The organism is Mesorhizobium sp. B263B2A, assembly GCF_020165775.1.
Lineage (GTDB): Bacteria > Pseudomonadota > Alphaproteobacteria > Rhizobiales > Rhizobiaceae > Mesorhizobium > Mesorhizobium opportunistum.
The window spans coordinates 172,614-190,272 of the sequence record NZ_JAIUIU010000002.1 but is presented as its reverse complement, the minus strand read 5'-3'; the positions used below and the strand labels follow the sequence as shown (position 1 = coordinate 190,272).

Here is a 17,659-nt window from a genome sequence, read left to right as displayed (position 1 = left end):
GATGGGTTTGGACAGGACCCATAAGCTTTACCTATGGAGTGGCAATGCGGGCCCGGCAGCTCGAAGTGTTCATCGCCGTCATGCGCGCGGGCACCGTGACCGCCGCGGCGCGGATGCTGAACATCTCCCAGCCCGCTTTGAGCCAGATCCTGCTCCACACCGAAGACGAACTCGGCTTCACGCTGTTCGAGCGGGTTAAGGGCCGGCTGCGGCCGACCCCGGAGGCGCTCGAGATCTTCCCTGATGCCGAGAGGTTGTCGGCGGGGCTTGAAGGCTTGCGCCGCAAAACCACCGATCTGCGTCTGGGCCGGGCAGGGCTGGTGCGGGTCGCCGCCTCACCGCCGCCGGCCATGGCGATCTTGCCGCGCGCGTTCACCAAATTCCGGGCCCAGCATCCCAACATAATGTTGCGCGCTCATAGCGCGCCGATCGCCGCCATCGTCGACATGCTGCGAGCGGGCGACGCCAGCCTCGGCGTGGCCATGGACGACCGGCTCCCTCCGGATATTGAGGCGGAAGTGATCGGCAGCGTCGGTTTTGCTTGCCTGCTGCCGACCGGGCATGTGTTGGCCGGGAAAACCGAGCTGACACTCGCCGATCTCGCAGGCGAGGAATTGATATCGTATCGGGGCAACACCCGTCCTGCCGACGAACTGGCCCACGCTGCACGCGCGCAAGGTGTGACGCTTTCGCCGTCGCTCGAGATCGACGTATCCATCTCCGCGGTCGGTTTTGTCCAGGCCGGTCTGGGCATCGCCCTGGTCGACGCGCTGCTGCCTTGGCATCAGTTTACCGGGCTTGCGGTCAGGCTGCTCGCAAATGGGCCGGAATTTCCGATTGCGCTGCTCACGTCTCGCACACGGGCACTTTCGCGGGCCGATGAGCTGATGCGCGACCAGATCCGCGCGGCCTGTGCCGCCGTGCTGGGTGAGCGTCGCTCGAAAGCATAAGCAAGGCTTATATCCTTGCTCATCATACGTCTTGGACCCTGGCCATCCTGTCGTGTCAGCTTTGGTTGGCAGACAGGAAGGGACGCATCATGGATGGTGCCATCGCGGCGGACGAGGCGCGGAACGAAGCCGACTGGAAGGTCGGCGTCGATATCGGCGGCACATTCATCGATTTCTGCGCGCTGGAAGCAAATTCTGGGCGCGTGGCCTCGCTGAAAGTTCTGACGACGCCAGAAGATCCGGGCGCCGAACTGATGACGGGCCTCACCCTTCTGGCCGAACGCGAAGGCTTTGATCCCAAACGCATGACGCGCTTCGTGCATGGGACAACGGTCGGCATCAACACCATCATCCAGCGCAAGGGCGCACCGCTGGCGCTGTTCACCAATGCCGGCTTCGAGGACGTCATCGAACTGGCGCGATTGCGAATGCCGGACATGTATTCGCTGTTTTGCTCGCGGCCGGACCCGCTGATCTCGCGCGACATGGTGTTCGGCATTCCGGCCCGCATGCGCGCCGACGGAAGTGAATCCCAGGCACCGGACATGGCGGTGGTGGCCAGCGCGGTGGCCGCGGCGAAAGCGGATGGGGCGCAGGGGATCATCGTCTCCTTCCTCCATTCCTGGCGCAACGCCGCGCAGGAGGCTGCCGTCAAGGCGACGATCGCGCGTCACGCTCCCGACCTCTTCGTCTTCTCTTCGGCCGAGGTGTGGCCGGTCATCCGCGAATACGAGCGCGGCTCGACCGCCATTCTCAATGGTTATGTCCATCCGCGCGTCTCGGGCTATTTGACGGCGCTGGAAGAGCGGCTGAAGGACCGCAGCGTGCCGGCCCGCCCGATGCTGACGAAGTCGAACGGCGGGCTGATGAACGCCGCCGAAGGCAAGCGCGCCTGCGTGAACATGCTTTTGTCGGGAACGGCCTCCGGCGTCATCGGTGCCTCGTGGCTGGCGCGTCAGGCCGGCGAAGACCAGGTTCTTACCCTCGACATCGGCGGGACCTCGGCCGACTTCGCGCTCATCATCGGTGGCGAGGCGCAGTTCGGCACCGGCGAACTGATCGGCGAGTTTCCGCTCCATATCCCCTCGGTATCGGTGAGCTCGATCGGCGTTGGCGGCGGCTCGATCGCCAGCGTCGACGCGCAAGGGGTGCTGCGGGTTGGGCCTGAGTCGGCCGGTTCGACGCCGGGACCGGCATGCTACGGCCGCGGCGGCGAGCGGGCGACGGTGACCGACGCCATGGTGGTGTGCGGATGGCTCGGTCACAGCGAGATGGCCTATGGCCAGCTCCGCATCGATACCGGACTGGCGCATCGCGCGGTCGGCGAGCTTGCCGCCCGGCTCGGCCGCCCGATCGAGCAGACGGCGCAGGCGATCCTCGACATCGCCGTGTCGGAGATGTTCGTCGAGGTCGAGAAGCTTGCCTCGCGCGCCGGCGTCGACTTGCGCGATTTCACGCTGATGCCCTTCGGCGGCGGTGGCCCGATGCTCGGCGCCTTCCTTGCCCGCGAACTCGGGATGAAACGCGTCATGGCGCCCCGCCGGCCCGGCGTGGTGTCGGCGCTGGGCGGGCTGGTTGCTGATCTGCGCGGAGACTTCATTCGCACCATCTTCAGCCCGCTGTCGGACATGTCGCTTGCCGGAATTGGCGAGGCCTTCGAGGCTCTGGCGCGTGAGGGGCGCGACTGGCTTGCGGCGCAAGGTCATGACGGGGAGGCGGAGCTCAACCTCTCCTGCGACATGCGCTATGTCGGACAAAGTTATGAGATCGAGGTCGTCCTTCAGCCGCAATGGCTGACGGACGGGAATGCGGTCGCCATCGCACAGGCCTTCCACCTCACCCATGAACAGCTCTACGATTTCCACGACCCGGACGGCGAGATAGAACTTGTGAATGTCCGGCTGTCCGCCATAGGCGCGGGGCCGAAACTCTCCCTCCCGGAGGCCGAAGAAGTGGAAGTTGCGGCCATCCCGGCGCGCCGGCTCCCGGTCTATACGGGCCTGAACGTCGAGACCGTCGACCTCTACGAGCGGCAGGCCCTTGTAGCCGGCAGCAAATTCCACGGTCCTGCCGTGGTCGTGCAGGAAGACACCACTTTTGCCATTCCCGCGGGAGCGCAGGCAAGGGTCGACCGTCACCTCAACCTTTTGCTGACGTTCCCGGAGCAAAGCCATGTTTGACCGCACGAACCTTCAGGTTCTGGCCAACCACGCCCGCGCGGCCGCCGAGAACATGGCCCATACGCTGCACCGCACCGCGCACTCCGCCTTCGTCAAGGAGACGCAGGATTTTACAGTGATGCTGATGGACCGTTCAGGCGCGACCTTCGCCGTGCCGATGGAACTTGGGGCCACCTGGTATCCGGGGCTTTCATATCACCGCGCGATCGCGATGGTCGACGACTACCGGCCGGGGGACGTTGCGTTCACCAACGATCCCTATTCCGGCCACGTCGCCACGCACGCGCCCGACACGCATCTGTGGAAGCCGGTCTTCGCCGACGGCGAGATCGTCGCCTGGACCGGAGGGCATATCCACAACACCGACATGGGCGGCGCGGTGCCGGCTTCGCTCAGCAGGGCGCTGACCGAAATCCATCAGGAAGGTATCCGCTTTCCACCCATGAAGCTGGTGAACGAAGGCGTCTTCGATGAGACAATCCTGCGGATCATGAGCACCAATGTGCGCAAGCCCGACCTCAACATCGGCGACATCAAGGCGCTGGTCGGCGCGCTCAACACCGGCGAGCGCAAGATCCAGGCGATGGTGAAGAAGTTCGGCAAGGCCGGCTTCATCGAGGGCGTTTCCGCGCTTCTCGACCATGCGGAGGCGCAGGCGCGCGACGTGCTGCGCGCCATGCCGGACGGCACATGGCAGTTCGCCGATTATGCCGACGAGGATTCGGTCGAAGCCAATCCTTGCAGGCTGAAGCTGACGCTGACGATCAAAGGCGACGAGGCGGTGCTCGACTTCACCGGCTCCGATCCGCAGCTCGGCTCCTCGCTCAACGTGCCTTCAGGCGGCGACCCGCGACACACCATGCTGCTGGTGGGCGTCTATTACGTGCTTTACACGCTCAACCCGAAGATACTGCTCAATACGGGCCTCACCAGGCCGTTTACCTGCATCACGCCCGAAGGTTCGGTGCTCAATCCGGTCCATCCCGCTGCTGTGGGCATGCGCTCGCTCACCTGCGCCCGGCTGCGGTCGGTCATCTTCGGCGCCTTCTCGCAAGCGGTGCCGGAGCGCCTGCCCGCAGCACCTGCCGGCAACAACTGCATCGTCAATGTCATGACGACGGACGAGCGGACCAGCAAGACTGTCATCACGGCGGTGAATCCCGTAGTGGGCGGCGGCGGCGCGATGCCGCATCGCGACGGGACCAATGGATCGGGCGCGGATGCCGCCTATCTCAAGAACACGCCGATCGAGATCACCGAGACCGAGACCCCGGTCGAATTCGTGAAATACGGGCTCGCGAGGGACAGTGGCGGTGCAGGGCGCTGGCGCGGCGGCCTGGCGACCGAGATGGCTTTCCGTGTCTTCGCCCCCGACTCCAGGATCACGGCGCGCAACCGCGACCGCAGCTTCTTTCGTCCGTGGGGCGTGCTGGGCGGCAAGGCAGCCGGCCTATCGGACATGATCGTCAACCCAGGGACCGAGCACGAGCGGCGGCTGGGCAACATCGACACTGCGGTGCTGCAGCCTGGTGACGTGCTCGATATCCGCTCCGCCGGAGGCGGCGGGCGCGGCGATCCGCGTGAGCGCGAGCCCTGGCGCGTCGCGCAGGATGTGCGGCGTGGCTATGTCACGCGAACGGCTGCCGAGCGCGACTATGGGGTCGTCATCCGTGACGGCGAGGTCGACGTGCAGGCGACGGAAAGACTGCGTGCGCGGCAGGGACCAGCCGTCGGCCATTTTCATTTCGGTCCGGAGCGCGATGGCTACGAAGCGCAGTGGACGCCCGCGGCCTATGACCTGCTGACCGCCATACTGCGGGACTTGCCGATCCACTGGCGGTTTTTCGCCAAGACGGAGATATTCCGTCGCATGAAAGGGCGCTCGGGACAGGAAGGCGTCCAGGCTGCGTTCGATGCGGTCTGCGAACGGTTCCCCGAACTGCCCAGTCCTCGCACCGTGCGAGAGGCAGCGGAATGATCACCGCCGGCCGCATCGTCCGGCTGGCCGAGCGCGACCGCGCAGTGGTGCATTTCTTTCTCGACGGTGAGATGCGAGGCGCCCTTGCGGGTGACACCGTGCTGACCGCCATGCTTGCATCAGGACATGCATTGCGAAAATCCGAGTTCGGACCCGAGCCGCGTGCCGGCTTCTGCCTGATGGGAGCCTGCCAGGATTGCTGGGTATGGCAGGACGAGGGACCGCGCATGCGGGCGTGCTCGTCACTTGTCAGTCAAGGCATGCGGTTGCGCACGACGCCACCGGAGAGCTGGCCGTGAGCGAGACCTCGTCGCCGCGGATCGTGATCGTGGGCGCCGGTCCGGCCGGCATAAGGGCGGCCGCGACGCTGGTCGAGGCGGGACTTCATCCGGTGGTGATCGACGAAGGCAATCGCGCCGGCGGCCAGATCTATCGCCGGCCACCTGATGGGTTCGTCCGCACGCCCGAGCAGCTCTATGGGTCGGAGGCGGCGAAGGCGCGCGCGCTGCATGCGCTTTTCGATCGGTTGGTGGCAGACGGGCGGCTTACCCATTGCGCGGACAGCTCGGTCATAGCAGTGCATGAAGGTCGGCTGCAGATGCTGGGGGAGGGCGGCGTGCAGCTAGTCAGCTATGATCGTCTGATCCTTGCCACCGGCGCATCCGATCGTGTCGCTCCGGTCCCCGGCTGGCAGAGCGCCGGCGTCTACAGCCTTGGCGCGGCGCAGATCGCGCTGAAGGCGCAGGGCGTCGCGCTCGGGCGGCGCATCGTGCTCGTCGGATCGGGGCCTTTGCTGACGCTGGTCGGCACTCAGCTCATCAAGGCTGGAGCGGATGTGGCGGCGGTGCTCGACACCTCCCCCTGGCGCCAGCAGATGCGGGGGCTCTGGGACCTTGCCGCCCGGCCGTTGGTCGCGCTGCGCGGTCTGGCCCTGCGGGCGAGGCTCGGCGGCCGCTACCATGCGGGCGTGAAGCTCGAACGGATCGTCGCCGACGGAAAGGGGGTCTCAGCGATGCGCTGGCGCGACGCCGGCGGAAGGCAACACCTCACGTCATGCGACACGATAGGCATGGGCTGGCATTTGCGGGCGGAGACGCATCTCGCAGACTTGGCGGGATGCGCCTTCATTTATGACGAGCAGTGGCGGCAATGGCTGCCAAAGATCGACCGGATGGGCCGCGCCGGCGGCGGAGTCTATCTTGCGGGCGATGGAGTTCGTCTTCTGGGAGCAGATGGCGCGGAGATCGCGGGACGCCTTGCCGCGGCGGCGTGCCTTGCCGATCTCGGATTGCCGGCGCCTTCCCTCGGTGCCGATCTGCGCAAGCTCGCGCGGCTCGAACGCTTTGCCCGTGGCCTGGTTCGCGCCTTTCCCTGGCCGGCGGCGATGGCGCGGGCACTCCCGGACGACGCGGTCGTCTGCCGCTGTGAAAACGTGACCGCCGCGGCCGTGCGCCAGAGCTCCGATTTCGGCGGCAGCGAAGCCAACAGGGTCAAAGCGCTGTCGCGCGTCGGCATGGGACGATGCCAGGGGCGCTATTGTCAGTTGGCCGCCGTCGAACTCATCGCGGCGCAGACCGGCTGCACGCCTGGCGCTGTCGGCCGGTTTCGCGGGCAGGCGCCTGTCCGCCCGGCGCCTGTCGGTGCCTTTCTGCAGGACGGCTCATGGCGTCGCGGAGACCATGTCTAGATGTCGCAATGTATCGTGCCTTAGAAGTCGGCAACTTTCCCCCAGGCTGAAGCGTCGAAGCGCCTGGGATCGTAGGATTGCGGATCGACGATCGGTTTGGAACCAGTCATCAGATCGGCGACGAGATGCCCGGCGCCGGGTCCGATGCCGAAGCCATGCCCCGAGAACCCGGCAGCCAGGAAGAAACCCGGAACAGTGTTGATCTCGCCGATGGCAGGCACGCCGTCGGGCGTGCTGTCGATGTAGCCGGCCCAGCTTGCGCTGATCCTGGTCTGGCGCAGTGCCGGCAGCAGTTCGAGCGCCCGGGCGTGGGCCAGGCGGATGGTCGCCTGGTCCGGAACCGGATCGAGGATGCGCATCCGCTCCATCGGCGTCGGCTGATCGAGCCGCCAGTGTCGGAGTGTTTCGTGGCCCGAGCGCATGCCTTGCAGGCCGCCCGGCGCGAGGCTGCGCCACCGCTTCAGGAACATGGCCAGGAACTGGGAGGAGAAGCGCAACTGCTGCGGCGTCACGTCCACACGGCCGCGTCCACTTATGGCGAGCGTGTAACCGCCGTCGCCGCGACGCGTGACCGAGACCCCTGCCGTATGCAGCGCATCAGGCAGACCCTCGGCGCCTGGCGAGACGGAGAGGATGGAGGAGCGGATCGACGCCTGCGGAAAACGGAAACCGAACTGCCGGCAAAAGGAAGAGGCCCAGGCGCCGCCGGCCAGCACCGCCACCTTGGTGCGGATCGTTCCGCTTTCGGTGACCACACCACTCAGTCGTCCGCCTTCGGTCTCGATACCGCGCGCGGCGCAATTCTGGTGCACGGAGCCCCCGAGCTTGAGGATGGCCCGGGCAACCGCGGGCGCGGCCCGCGACGGATCCGCGGTGCCGTCGGTCGGCGAGAACACGCCGCCCTTCCAGGTCCGGCCCGTGGCGCGGCCCCGCTCGCTGGCCTCGGCGCTGTCGAGCATGTGCGTGGTGACGCCGGCCGTCCTGGCGAAGTCACGCCAACGCACCCAGCCAGCCAGTTCCGCATCGTCATTGCTGAGATAGAGCAAGCCGCACCGCCGAAAGCCGGTGTCTTCATCTGTCTCTGGGGCAAAGCGCTGCCACAGATCGAGGCTGCGCGTCGCCATGGGCAACTCGCGCGCGTCACGGTTCTGCTGGCGGCACCACCCCCAGTTCCTTGAGGACTGCTCGGCGCCAACGCGTCCCTTTTCGACAAGCGCGACCTTGATGCCGCGCCTGGCCAGGTAATAGGCCGCGAAGATGCCGACGATGCCGCCGCCGATCACCACCGCGTCCGCGGTCCGTGGCAGTTCGCCGGATGTCTCGATTTGCTGCAGTGGTGCGCGCATGGTCTCTCTGCCTTGACGCGCCAATCTACCGTGTTGTGCAGGCAGCCGGTGCCGCAGTTGACGCTGAAGCAGAATTTTATTCCGGCAGCCTGGGCGAAATCGGGAGCCGCTGCGTTTCAAGCGCTGTCCGCTTGGATGGACAGGCCTACGGGCTGTGGTAGTGTCAATGCCAATGAGCAAGGCAGCATTTTGTGCTACGGCCTGCGTTCTGCGGAGACGACCGTGAAACTGGATCGGATCGATATCAAGATTCTGTACGAGTTGCAGAAGAACGGCCGCATCACGAATGTGGAACTGGCTGATCTGGTGCATCTGTCGCCAAGCCCATGCCTGATGCGGGTCAAGAAGCTCCAGTCGGAAGGCTACATCGAAGGCTATTCCGCGCAGGTCAATATCGGCAAGCTCGGCCAGACGCTGACCGTGTTCACCGAAATCACCTTGAAGAACCATCGCCAGGTGGACTTTGCCCGCTTTCTCGCCGTGGTGGAGAAGATCGACCAGGTCATCGAGTGCCACCTCGTGTCGGGCGGCTACGACTATTTGATGAAATTCGTGACCGCCGGCATAGCCGAGTACCAGACCATCATGGAGCGGTTGACCGACATGGATATCGGCATCGACAAGTATTTCAGCTTCGTGGTGCTGAAGTCGCCCATCATCAAGGCGCACATGCCGCTGCCCAGCCTGTTTCCGAGGTAGTCAGCGATGGCCTTGCGCGCGCTGCATTTGTCGCCTGCAGTCCGCTACAAGATGTCCGGCCCCAATATCGGGTGCAGTGCCTTCAATTCGATTTGCATCTCGGCGATCATCCAGGCGCAGATGTCGGACACGACAGGTCGTAGCGGCCTTGAGCGCGGGGCAATCAGCCGATGGATCCGGCCCGTCTTGATCTGCCTGTCCGAGGCCGGGACAAGGGTTCCCTGAAGCAATGCCCTTGAAACGTTGCTGAGCCAGCCGAGCGCCACGCCTTCCCCGTTCATCGCGGCTTGAAGCACGACCGCGTAGTCCGAGAATTCGAGCCACTTTGCCCTGCTGGTCTTGCGGTCCGCCACACTGCCCCAGGCGTCCAGCCATTGCTCCTTGGCGTCGGTCAGGTGAAGCAGGGCATGACCTTCCCCGGTTCCGGCATGGATCAGCCGACCGTGGGCCGACAAATAGGATGGGCTGCACACCGGAACGATGATCTCAGGCGAGAATGCCCAGTGGTGATAGTGGGGGTCGTCATCGGTCAGGATTCTCGTGGCCAGGTCGACATTCTCGGCGGGTCCTCGCAGAACGCCCGCGGTCAGTTCGAACCTCAGATCGACGTCGGGAAACCTCGTGTTGAAAGCCCCTAACCTGGGAACGAACCAATAGGTTGCCAGAGAACTCGAAAGGGAAAGGGTGACCACCGGCTTTGCAGCGCTGTTCTGCTTGATCCTGCGGATCACTTCCGCGATGCCGTCAAATCCCTCCCGCACGGCCGAATAGAGCACACGTCCGTCCGGGGTCGGGGTCAATCCCGTTGGGCCTCGTGTGAAAAGAGGCACACCAAAATCGGCCTCGAGTTGGGCAATGCTGCGGCTGATCGATGGTTGCGTGACGTTGAACTCGCGCGCCGCGGCCGTGAAGCTACCCGACCGGACGGCAGCTTCGAAGACAAGCAGTCCGCGCGCGGAGGGAACGAGTTTTGCAAAACCAGCCATGCGTCCAGCGTATAGGCACCCCAACAATTTTCAAGCTTTCTATGAGCTCGGAAATGGCGGACTATAACCCTGATGAATGGCCGGAGCAGAACATGAAGACAGCGGCATCGCAAGCGGGCAGCACATCCAGCGATCCTCTGCTTCAGCCGTTTCGGCTCAAGGGTCTGACGCTGCGCAACCGTGTCGTCAGCACCAGCCATGCCTCGATGCTGGACGATGGCGGCCTGCCGCTCGAGCGCTATCAGCGCTACCATGAGGAGAAAGCGCGCGGCGGCCTTGCGATGACCATGGTGGGCGGCTCGGCCATGACGTCGCCCGATTCGAGCTGGGGCGGCGGTCAGTTGGACCTTTCCACCGACCGCATCGTGCCTCATCTCCAATCGCTATCGCAGCGGGTGCATCGCCACGGCGCCGCCGTCATGTGCCAGGTCTCACACCTTGGCCGGCGTGCCACCGCCTATGCAGGAAACTGGTTGCCGCCGGTGGCGCCGTCACGCGTTCGCGAGACGAGAAACCGGAATTTTCCGAAGGAGATGGACGCCGCGGACGTCGACAGGATCATCAAGGATTACGCCAGTGCCGCAAGGCGCTGCCTGGACGGCGGTCTGGATGGCGTCGAAACCGTCACCGGCGGCCATCTGATCGGTCAATTCCTCTCGCTCAGAACCAACAGGCGCACGGATGGATTCGGCGGTTCGCTGGAAAACCGCGCGCGCTTCGGCCTGATGGTTCACGAGGCGATCCGCCGCGCGGTGGGCGACGATTTCGCCGTCGGCATCCGGTTCGTGATCGACGAGGCGGCCAAGGACGGATCCGATTTCGACGAATGCCTTGCCTTTGCCAGGCTCTTCGAACGGGAAGGTCATCTCGACTTCTTCAATTGCATTTTTGGCCGCATGGACACCGACCTGTCGCTGGCTGAGCAGAACATGCCCGGCATGTTTAGCCCGAGCGCTCCGTTTTTGCCGCTGGTCGGGCAGTTCAAACGGGAAACCAGACTGCCCGTGATCCATGCCGCAGCGATCCGGGATATAGCGACAGCGCGGCATGCCATCCGCGAAAACCTTGTCGACCTGGTCGGCATGACCCGGGCGCATATTGCCGACCCCGATATCGTCAACAAGATGATGCGCGGCGAAGAAGAACGCATTCGCCCGTGTGTCGGGGCGTCCTACTGCCTGTACAAGAAGGTGCAGTGCATTCACAACCCGGCCAGCGGCCATGAAACGATCATCAGCCATACCATCGTGCGGGCTGAAACGCCGAAACGGGTGGTCGTGGTCGGCGGTGGTCCGGGTGGGATGGAAGCGGCAAGGGTTGCTGCCGAGCGCGGCCACCGAGTGAGCCTGCTCGAAGCCGGAGCGCGCCTTGGCGGGCAGGTGCTCGTCGCGGCCTCGGCATCCGATCGCAAGGATCTCATCGGCATAGTCGACTGGCGCGTCGACGAACTCGCGCGCCTTGGCGTGGAAGTCCGTCTCAACACCTATGCGGACGCAGAAATCGTCCTTGCCGACCAACCGGATGCGGTCATCGTCGCCACCGGCGGCGTTCCCGATATGGAAAGGCTGGAGGGCGCCGAACATTGTGACAGCGTCTGGGACGTCCTGACCGGGGTCGTGCCGGCGAAAGACGATGTGCTCATCTACGACGAGACCGGACGCCAGGCCGCAGTTTCCTGCGGCCTGCATCTTGCCCGTCCGGGGCGCGTGATCAGCCTGGCCATAGCGGACGACACGTTGGCGATCGAGACGCCCTATCCGGACAGGGTGAGTTTTCGCAAACGCGCCGCGGAAAGCGGCATCCGCGTCGTCAGCGATGTGCGCCTGGTCAAGGCAGCGCGCCAAGGCAACGGCATCGCCGCCACGTTCCGGCACGAGCTCACCGGTGCGGAAACGGAAATGACCGCAGCCCAACTCATTGTCGAGCGCGGTACGGTGCCCATGGAGGATACCTATCAGGACTTGCGGGCGCGCTCAGCCAACAACGGCGTCACCGACATAGCCCTGATGACGGGCACGGAAACCAGGCGGGACAATGGTCCGCAAGCTGCCGGATCATTCGTCTTGCACCGCATTGGAGACGCGGTTGCCAGCCGGGACATCTACTCGTCGATCTATGAGGCCTACCGGCTCTGCTCGCAATTGTAGATGGGCCATGAAACTCGATCGAATCGACATCAAGATTCTCTACGAGCTGCAGAAGAACGGCCGCATCACAAATGTGGAGCTGGCGGAACGGGTCAATCTCTCCCCCAGCCCATGCCTGATGCGGGTGAAGAAGCTGCATGCTGAAGGCTATATCGTACGCTATTCGGCGCAGATCGACATCGCAAAGCTGGGGCGGACGCTCACCGTCTTCACGGAAATTACGCTCAAGAACCATCGCCAGATCGACTTCTCGCGTCTCCTTGCCGCCATTGACAAGGTCGATGCGGCCGTCGAATGCCACCGCGTTTCCGCCCGCTACGACTATTTGACGAAATTTGTCGCCGCCGGCATCGGCGAGTACCAGGAGATCATGGAGCGGCTGAGCGACATGGATATCGGCATCGACAAGTATTTCAGCTTCGTGGTGCTGAAGTCACCTATCGTCAAGGCCCACATGCCGCTGCCCAGCCTGTTTCCGATGTAGTCGAAGCGGCTCACCGTTCCCGTAAAATGCTGAGCCGCTCTAGCGATGGCCGTATTGGCTGACCAGCTCGGGGTCGCGGACGAGGCCATCGAGCCAGGTCGGATCGAGCTTCGGCACCGAGGAGAACAGAAGCTTGGAATAGGGGTGGGTGGGCGCCTGCAGCCTGTCGGGCGTGATCTGCTCCACCCGCTCGCCATTGTACATGACCATGATCTCGTCGCAGATCGCTTCGACGACGGAGAGGTCGTGGCTGATGAAAATGTAGGAAAGGCCCAACTCGCGCTGCAACTCCTTGAGCAGTTCGATCACCGCGGCCGCCACCACCGTGTCGAGCGCCGAAGTGATTTCGTCGCAGATGATGAGCTTGGGGCCGGCCGCCAGGGCGCGTGCGAAGTTCACGCGCTGCTTCTGGCCGCCCGAGAGTTCCGACGGGCGGCGGTAGCGCAGCGTTCTCGGCAGGCGAACCATGTCGAGCAGTTCGTCGACGCGCTTCGAGCGCGCCTGCCTGTCGAGCCCGTGATAGAAGGCCAGCGGCCGGGCAATGATGTCCTCCACGGCCTTCGCCGGATTGAGCGCGGTGTCGGCATACTGGAACACGATCTGCATCTCGCGCAGCTGGTCCTGGCTGCGTTTCCTGGCGGTGCGCTCCAGCTCCCTGCCGTCGAAGACGATGTCGCCGGCCGCTGCCGGATGGATGCCGGCGATGACGCGCGCCAGCGTCGATTTTCCGCAACCGGATTCGCCGATGACACCGAGATTGCGCCCCTTCTCGACGATCAGGCTGACGGTATTGACGGCGCGGATAAGCGGCAGTCCGTCAGCCCGTACCGCGCCATAGCCGGCTGTCACATTGTCGATGCGCAGCAACGGCTTCGCGCCGGCATCGGCGTCCGCATGCGCTTGCCGCGGTTTCGGCTCGAAGGCAGCCAGCAGTTCGCGTGTATAGGGATGCTGGGCAGCCGAAAGTATCTGAGCCGTGGTGCCGGCCTCCTGCACTTCGCCGCCCTTCAGCACCACAATGCGGTCGGCGATCTGGGCGACGACCGCGAGGTCGTGGGAAACGTAGACCCCCGCTATTCCGCCCGCCCGCATGACCGACTTGAATGCCTTCAGCACGTCGATCTGCGTCGTCACGTCGAGTGCCGTCGTCGGCTCGTCGAAGATCATCAGCTTGGGATCGCCGATGAGCGCCATGGCCGCCGAGAGCCGCTGCAATTGCCCACCCGAAACCTGGTGCGGGTAGCGCGCGCCGATCCCTTCCGGATCCGGCAGCGACAAGGCCCGGAACAGCTCGACCGCGCGCTTTCGCGCCTGCTCGGGGGACATCAGCGCGTGGATGCGCGTAACCTCGATCACCTGCTCGATGATGGTGGACGAGGGGTTGAAGGAGGCGGCAGCACTTTGCGGTACATAGGCAATGTCGGTGCCGCGCATCCTTGCGCGCTGCTTTTCGGAAAGTGCCGCCATGTTCTTGCCGTTGACATTGATCTGGCCGCCGGCGATCCGGCAGCCAGGCCGCGCATGGCCCATCAGCGAGAGTGCGATCGTCGTCTTGCCGGAACCGCTCTCGCCGATCAGAGCGACGATCTCGCCATCGGCGATGTCGAGGCTGACGCCCTTGATGATTTCGACGACACGACCCGAGTCCGTCGTCGCCTCGATCCTCAGGTTCCTGACTTCGACGAGATTGCTCATGCGTCCCTGTCCCTGATCTTCTGCGGCAGGTTGTCGATCAGCAGGTTGACGCTGATGGTGAGGCTGGCGATCGCCAGCGAGGGAACGATGACGGCGGGCGCGGCGAAGGGCAGGCCGCCTATGTTCTCGCGCACCAGCGCGCCCCAGTCGGCGAGCGGCGGTTGCAGACCGAGTCCGAGGAAGGACAGGCCGGAGAGCAAGAGCACGATGAAGACGAAGCGCAGGCCGAAATCGGCCAGCACCGGGCGGATGATGTTGGGCAGGATCTCGGATCCGATGAGATAGGCGGTGCTTTCGCCACGGACGCGAGCGACGGTCATGAAGTCCATGCTGTTGATGTTGACGGCGAGCGCCCGCGCGAAACGGTAGGCGCCGGGGATATAGATGACGGCGAGCGTCATGATCAGCGCCGGGATCGACGAGCCGACCGCGGCGACGACGACAAGGCCGAACAGCTTGCTGGGGATGGAGTTCATCGCATCGAGAAAACGGCTAAGGCAGGTGTCGAGCCAGCCGCCGGTGACGGCCGCGATCATCCCCAGCACCACGCCACAGAAGCAGGCGATGGCCACGGCGGCGAGCGATATGCCGACGGTGTAGCGCGCCCCCATCAGCACCCGCGAGAGCATGTCGCGGCCCAGATAATCCGAGCCGAGCCATAGGCCCTGTCGCATCGGGCCGAAATAATCATCGTCGACGATGTCGCCGATCGAATGGGGAATGATATAGGGCGCGAAGATGGCGATCAGCGTCCACGCCAGGATGACCAGCGCGGCCACCACGCCCACGAGATTGTAGCTGCGGCCCAGGAAGGACCGTCGGGAAGCTGCCACGCGCGCCATCGTCACCTGAGCCTCGGGTTGGACATGATGGCGATGATGTCGGCGACGGTGATGAGCAAGAGGTAGCCGAGGCAGAAGATCATCGCGCAGCTCTGGATCAGCGGCAGGTCGCGGGTCGCGACCGCATCGACCATCAGCTTGGCGATGCCGGGATAGTTGAAGATCGTCTCCACGATGATGACGCCGCCGACAAGATAGGACAGCGACAGCGCAACCGCGTTGACGATCGGCCCGAGCGCATTGGGAAGCGCGTGCTTGAGCACCATGCGGCCGCGTGAGGCGCCTTTGAGAAGCGCCATCTCGACATAAGGCGTGGACAGTGTCTCGATCACCGCGGCGCGGGTCATGCGGATCATCTGGGCGGAGATGACGAAGGTCAGCGTGATCACCGGCATTGCATAAATGCGTACGAGGTCGGTCAGCGTATGCGCCTCATTGACCGAGGACAGCGCCGGCAGCCATTTGAGATAGACGGCGAAAAGCAGGACCGCCAGAGTCGCCACCATGAACTCCGGCACCGAGATGACGCCGATCGCAAGAATGGTGATGGTGCGATCGTAGAGGGAGCCGCGCAGCATGGCGGCGGTGATGCCCAGCGTCAGGGCCAGGGGGACCGAGAGCAGCGTGGTGATGCCGGCGAGTTCCATGGTGTTGACGAAGCGCCCGCCGATCAGCGCCGCGACCGGCATCTCGTTGGCATAGGAAGTGCCGAGATCGCCGTGGAGCAGGCCGAGAAGCCAGCGCAGGAAGCGAAGGATTGCCGGATCGTTGAGATGCATGGCCTCGCGCAGGCCGGCGACCGCTTCGGGTGTCGCCGCCTGGCCGAGCAGGATCGACGCGGTGTCGCCGGGCAGCATGCTGGTGGCGAAAAAAACGGCGAACAGGACGATCAGAAGTGTGATCACCGCGATTGCCAGCCGCTTTAACACGAGGTTTAGAACCCCAGACGTCATGAAAGCGCTCCTGCGGTTGCGTTCGGCCAAGCGATGTTGCGCAATAAGGTGCCAGGGACCGGCTGTCCGATCCCTGGCAGGCGCCTCTCAGGCTTCGAGCCAGAGATATTCCGCCATTGCGTAGCCCATCATGCCACCGAGCGGGTTCGCCTCCAAACCCTTCACCTTGCTGGAGAGGGCATCGACGTTGGAAATGTAGGCCGGGATGATGGTGCCGGCCTCCTCGGAGACCATGGTCTGCATGTGGCCGTAGATTTCCTTGCGCTTGGCCTGGTCGAGCGAGCCGCGCGCCTCGATCATCAGCTTGTCGAACTTCTCCGACTTATACTGACTTTCGTTCCACGGCGCGTTGGAGGCGTAGAGCAGCGAGAACAGGATGTCCGGCGTCGGGCGTGGGTTGATGTTGCCGAAATGGACCGGCGCCTTGAGCCAGTAATTGTCCCAATAGCCGTCGGACGGGACGCGCTGGACGTCGAGCTTCATGCCGATGTCGGCGCCGGCGGCCTGGATGATCACCGCCATGTCGATCGACGAGGTCGCGGCGTCGGAGGCGATCACGGGAATGGACTGGCCAAGCAAGCCCGACTTCTGGAAGTGGAACTTGGCCTTGTCGGGGTCGAAGGCCTTCGGCTTGAGGTCGGCATTGTGGAAGATGTTCGCCGGCGAGACGGGCTGGTCGTTGCCGACTTCGCCGAGGCCGCGCAATGCCGATTTGACGATCTGCTCGCGGTTGACGAGGTATTTCATGCCGGCCACGAAGTCGGCCTTGTTGCCCGGATCCATGTCGAGCCGGATGTTGAGGTCGGTGTAGTTGCCCGAGGTGGTTTTCGACAGTTCGAAGCCTTGCTGCCCGCCGATGAGCTTCATCGCGCGCGGATTGATGGAGGCGGCGAAATTGATGTCACCGGACAGCAGGGCGTTCACGCGGGCGCTGTCATCGCTGATGGCGATGAATTCGAAAGAGTCGAGATAGGGCTGGCCCGACTTCCAGTAGTTCTTGTTCTTGGTGACGACCGACCGCACGCCCGGTTCGAACGTTTGCAGCACGAAGGCGCCGGTGCCGTTGCCCTTGGAGAAGTCGGTGGTGCCATCGGCGACGATCATGAAGTGATGCAGCGCCAGGATGGTCGGGAGGTCGGCATTCGGATCGGCCAGCGTGATTTCCACGGTCGACTTGTCGACCGCCTTGAAGCCGGTCATCTGCGCGGCGATCTTGGCGACTTTGGAACCGACCGCCGGATCGAGATGACGCTTCATCGAGAAGACGACGTCGTCGGCGGTGAGGGCCTTGCCGTCGTGGAAGGTGACGCCCTTACGCAGCTTCACGGTCCAGGTCTTGGCGTCCTTGCTGTCGAAGCTTTCGGCCAGCTCCATCTGCGTGACGCCATCCTTGTCGAGGAAAGTCAGGCGATTGTAGAGCGAACAGCAGCGGACATAGTCGGTCGACAGCGACGCCTTTGCCGGATCGAGCGTGTCGGCGGTCGAGGACGACCAGCCAGCCGCCTTGAAACTGCCGCCGGAAACCGGCGTGGCGGCGACGGCATTGGTGGCGCGGCCAAGCACCACGCTGCCCGCGGCAACCGCAGCGCCGCCGGCCAACAGCATCTTGAGGAGTTCGCGGCGGCTCGCGCCCCGCCGAATGGCATTTTCGACCATGGCATCGTCTGCGCTGGTCCAGTTCGTGATGTTGTCGGTCATATCATTCCCCTTTT

Annotated in this window: 14 protein-coding genes; 8 read left to right on the top strand and 6 right to left on the bottom strand. The window is 64.3% G+C overall.

Annotated features, from left to right (window positions below):
- Window positions 1-44 precede the first annotated feature (44 nt).
- From LB568_RS06205 to LB568_RS06185, 5 genes are all read left to right on the top strand, one after another.
- The gene (locus LB568_RS06205; RefSeq protein ID WP_224729606.1) at window positions 45-950 is read left to right on the top strand and encodes a LysR family transcriptional regulator; all 906 of its coding nucleotides are present in this window, start codon (window positions 45-47) and stop codon (window positions 948-950) included.
- A gap of 89 nt (window positions 951-1,039) precedes the next feature.
- Window positions 1,040-3,130 (top strand): hydantoinase/oxoprolinase family protein, encoded by a 2,091-nt coding sequence (locus tag LB568_RS06200; protein ID WP_224729605.1) that lies wholly within the window; start codon window positions 1,040-1,042, stop codon window positions 3,128-3,130.
- The gene (locus LB568_RS06195; protein ID WP_224729604.1) at window positions 3,123-5,108 is read left to right on the top strand and encodes a hydantoinase B/oxoprolinase family protein; all 1,986 of its coding nucleotides are present in this window, start codon (window positions 3,123-3,125) and stop codon (window positions 5,106-5,108) included. The genes LB568_RS06200 and LB568_RS06195 overlap by 8 nt, the downstream gene beginning before the upstream one ends.
- A complete protein-coding gene (locus tag LB568_RS06190; RefSeq protein WP_013894043.1) occupies window positions 5,105-5,407 on the top strand; it encodes a (2Fe-2S)-binding protein in 303 nt (100 codons plus the stop codon). Before LB568_RS06195 ends, LB568_RS06190 begins: the two co-directional genes overlap by 4 nt.
- Entirely contained in the window at window positions 5,404-6,795 is a 1,392-nt protein-coding gene (locus LB568_RS06185) for an NAD(P)/FAD-dependent oxidoreductase (protein WP_224729603.1), read from the top strand. Before LB568_RS06190 ends, LB568_RS06185 begins: the two co-directional genes overlap by 4 nt.
- Window positions 6,796-6,815: 20 nt before the next feature.
- On the opposite strand, the gene LB568_RS06180 is transcribed toward LB568_RS06185, so the two are convergent.
- Complete coding sequence (locus tag LB568_RS06180) at window positions 6,816-8,141, bottom strand: NAD(P)/FAD-dependent oxidoreductase (RefSeq protein WP_224729602.1); 1,326 nt, start codon at window positions 8,139-8,141, stop codon at window positions 6,816-6,818.
- Window positions 8,142-8,363: 222 nt separating this feature from the next.
- On the opposite strand from LB568_RS06180, the gene LB568_RS06175 reads away from it, so the two are divergent.
- Window positions 8,364-8,840: an Lrp/AsnC family transcriptional regulator gene (locus LB568_RS06175; protein WP_031250456.1), complete on the top strand. Its 477-nt coding sequence runs from the start codon at window positions 8,364-8,366 to the stop codon at window positions 8,838-8,840.
- Window positions 8,841-8,884: 44 nt separating this feature from the next.
- On the opposite strand, the gene LB568_RS06170 is transcribed toward LB568_RS06175, so the two are convergent.
- Window positions 8,885-9,826: a LysR substrate-binding domain-containing protein gene (locus LB568_RS06170; protein WP_013894047.1), complete on the bottom strand. Its 942-nt coding sequence runs from the start codon at window positions 9,824-9,826 to the stop codon at window positions 8,885-8,887.
- Between the two features lie 53 nt (window positions 9,827-9,879).
- On the opposite strand from LB568_RS06170, the gene LB568_RS06165 reads away from it, so the two are divergent.
- Together LB568_RS06165 and LB568_RS06160 are read left to right on the top strand one after the other, a co-directional pair.
- Window positions 9,880-11,973: an NADH:flavin oxidoreductase gene (locus LB568_RS06165; protein WP_224729601.1), complete on the top strand. Its 2,094-nt coding sequence runs from the start codon at window positions 9,880-9,882 to the stop codon at window positions 11,971-11,973.
- 7 nt (window positions 11,974-11,980) lie between these two features.
- A complete protein-coding gene (locus LB568_RS06160) occupies window positions 11,981-12,457 on the top strand; it encodes an Lrp/AsnC family transcriptional regulator (RefSeq protein WP_224729600.1) in 477 nt (158 codons plus the stop codon).
- Window positions 12,458-12,496: 39 nt separating this feature from the next.
- Here LB568_RS06160 and LB568_RS06155 read toward each other — a convergent pair whose 3' ends face one another.
- From LB568_RS06155 to LB568_RS06140, 4 genes are all read right to left on the bottom strand, one after another.
- The gene (locus LB568_RS06155) at window positions 12,497-14,152 is read right to left on the bottom strand and encodes an ABC transporter ATP-binding protein (protein ID WP_224729599.1); all 1,656 of its coding nucleotides are present in this window, start codon (window positions 14,150-14,152) and stop codon (window positions 12,497-12,499) included.
- On the bottom strand, window positions 14,149-14,994 hold the full coding sequence (locus LB568_RS06150) for an ABC transporter permease (RefSeq protein ID WP_013894051.1): 846 nt from the start codon (window positions 14,992-14,994) through the stop codon (window positions 14,149-14,151). Before LB568_RS06150 ends, LB568_RS06155 begins: the two co-directional genes overlap by 4 nt.
- Before the next feature lie 2 nt (window positions 14,995-14,996).
- Window positions 14,997-15,947 carry an ABC transporter permease gene (locus LB568_RS06145; protein WP_224729598.1) on the bottom strand — a complete coding sequence of 317 codons (951 nt, stop codon included), beginning with the start codon at window positions 15,945-15,947 and terminating at the stop codon, window positions 14,997-14,999.
- Between the two features lie 87 nt (window positions 15,948-16,034).
- Entirely contained in the window at window positions 16,035-17,645 is a 1,611-nt protein-coding gene (locus tag LB568_RS06140) for an ABC transporter substrate-binding protein (protein ID WP_013894053.1), read from the bottom strand.
- Window positions 17,646-17,659 lie beyond the last annotated feature (14 nt).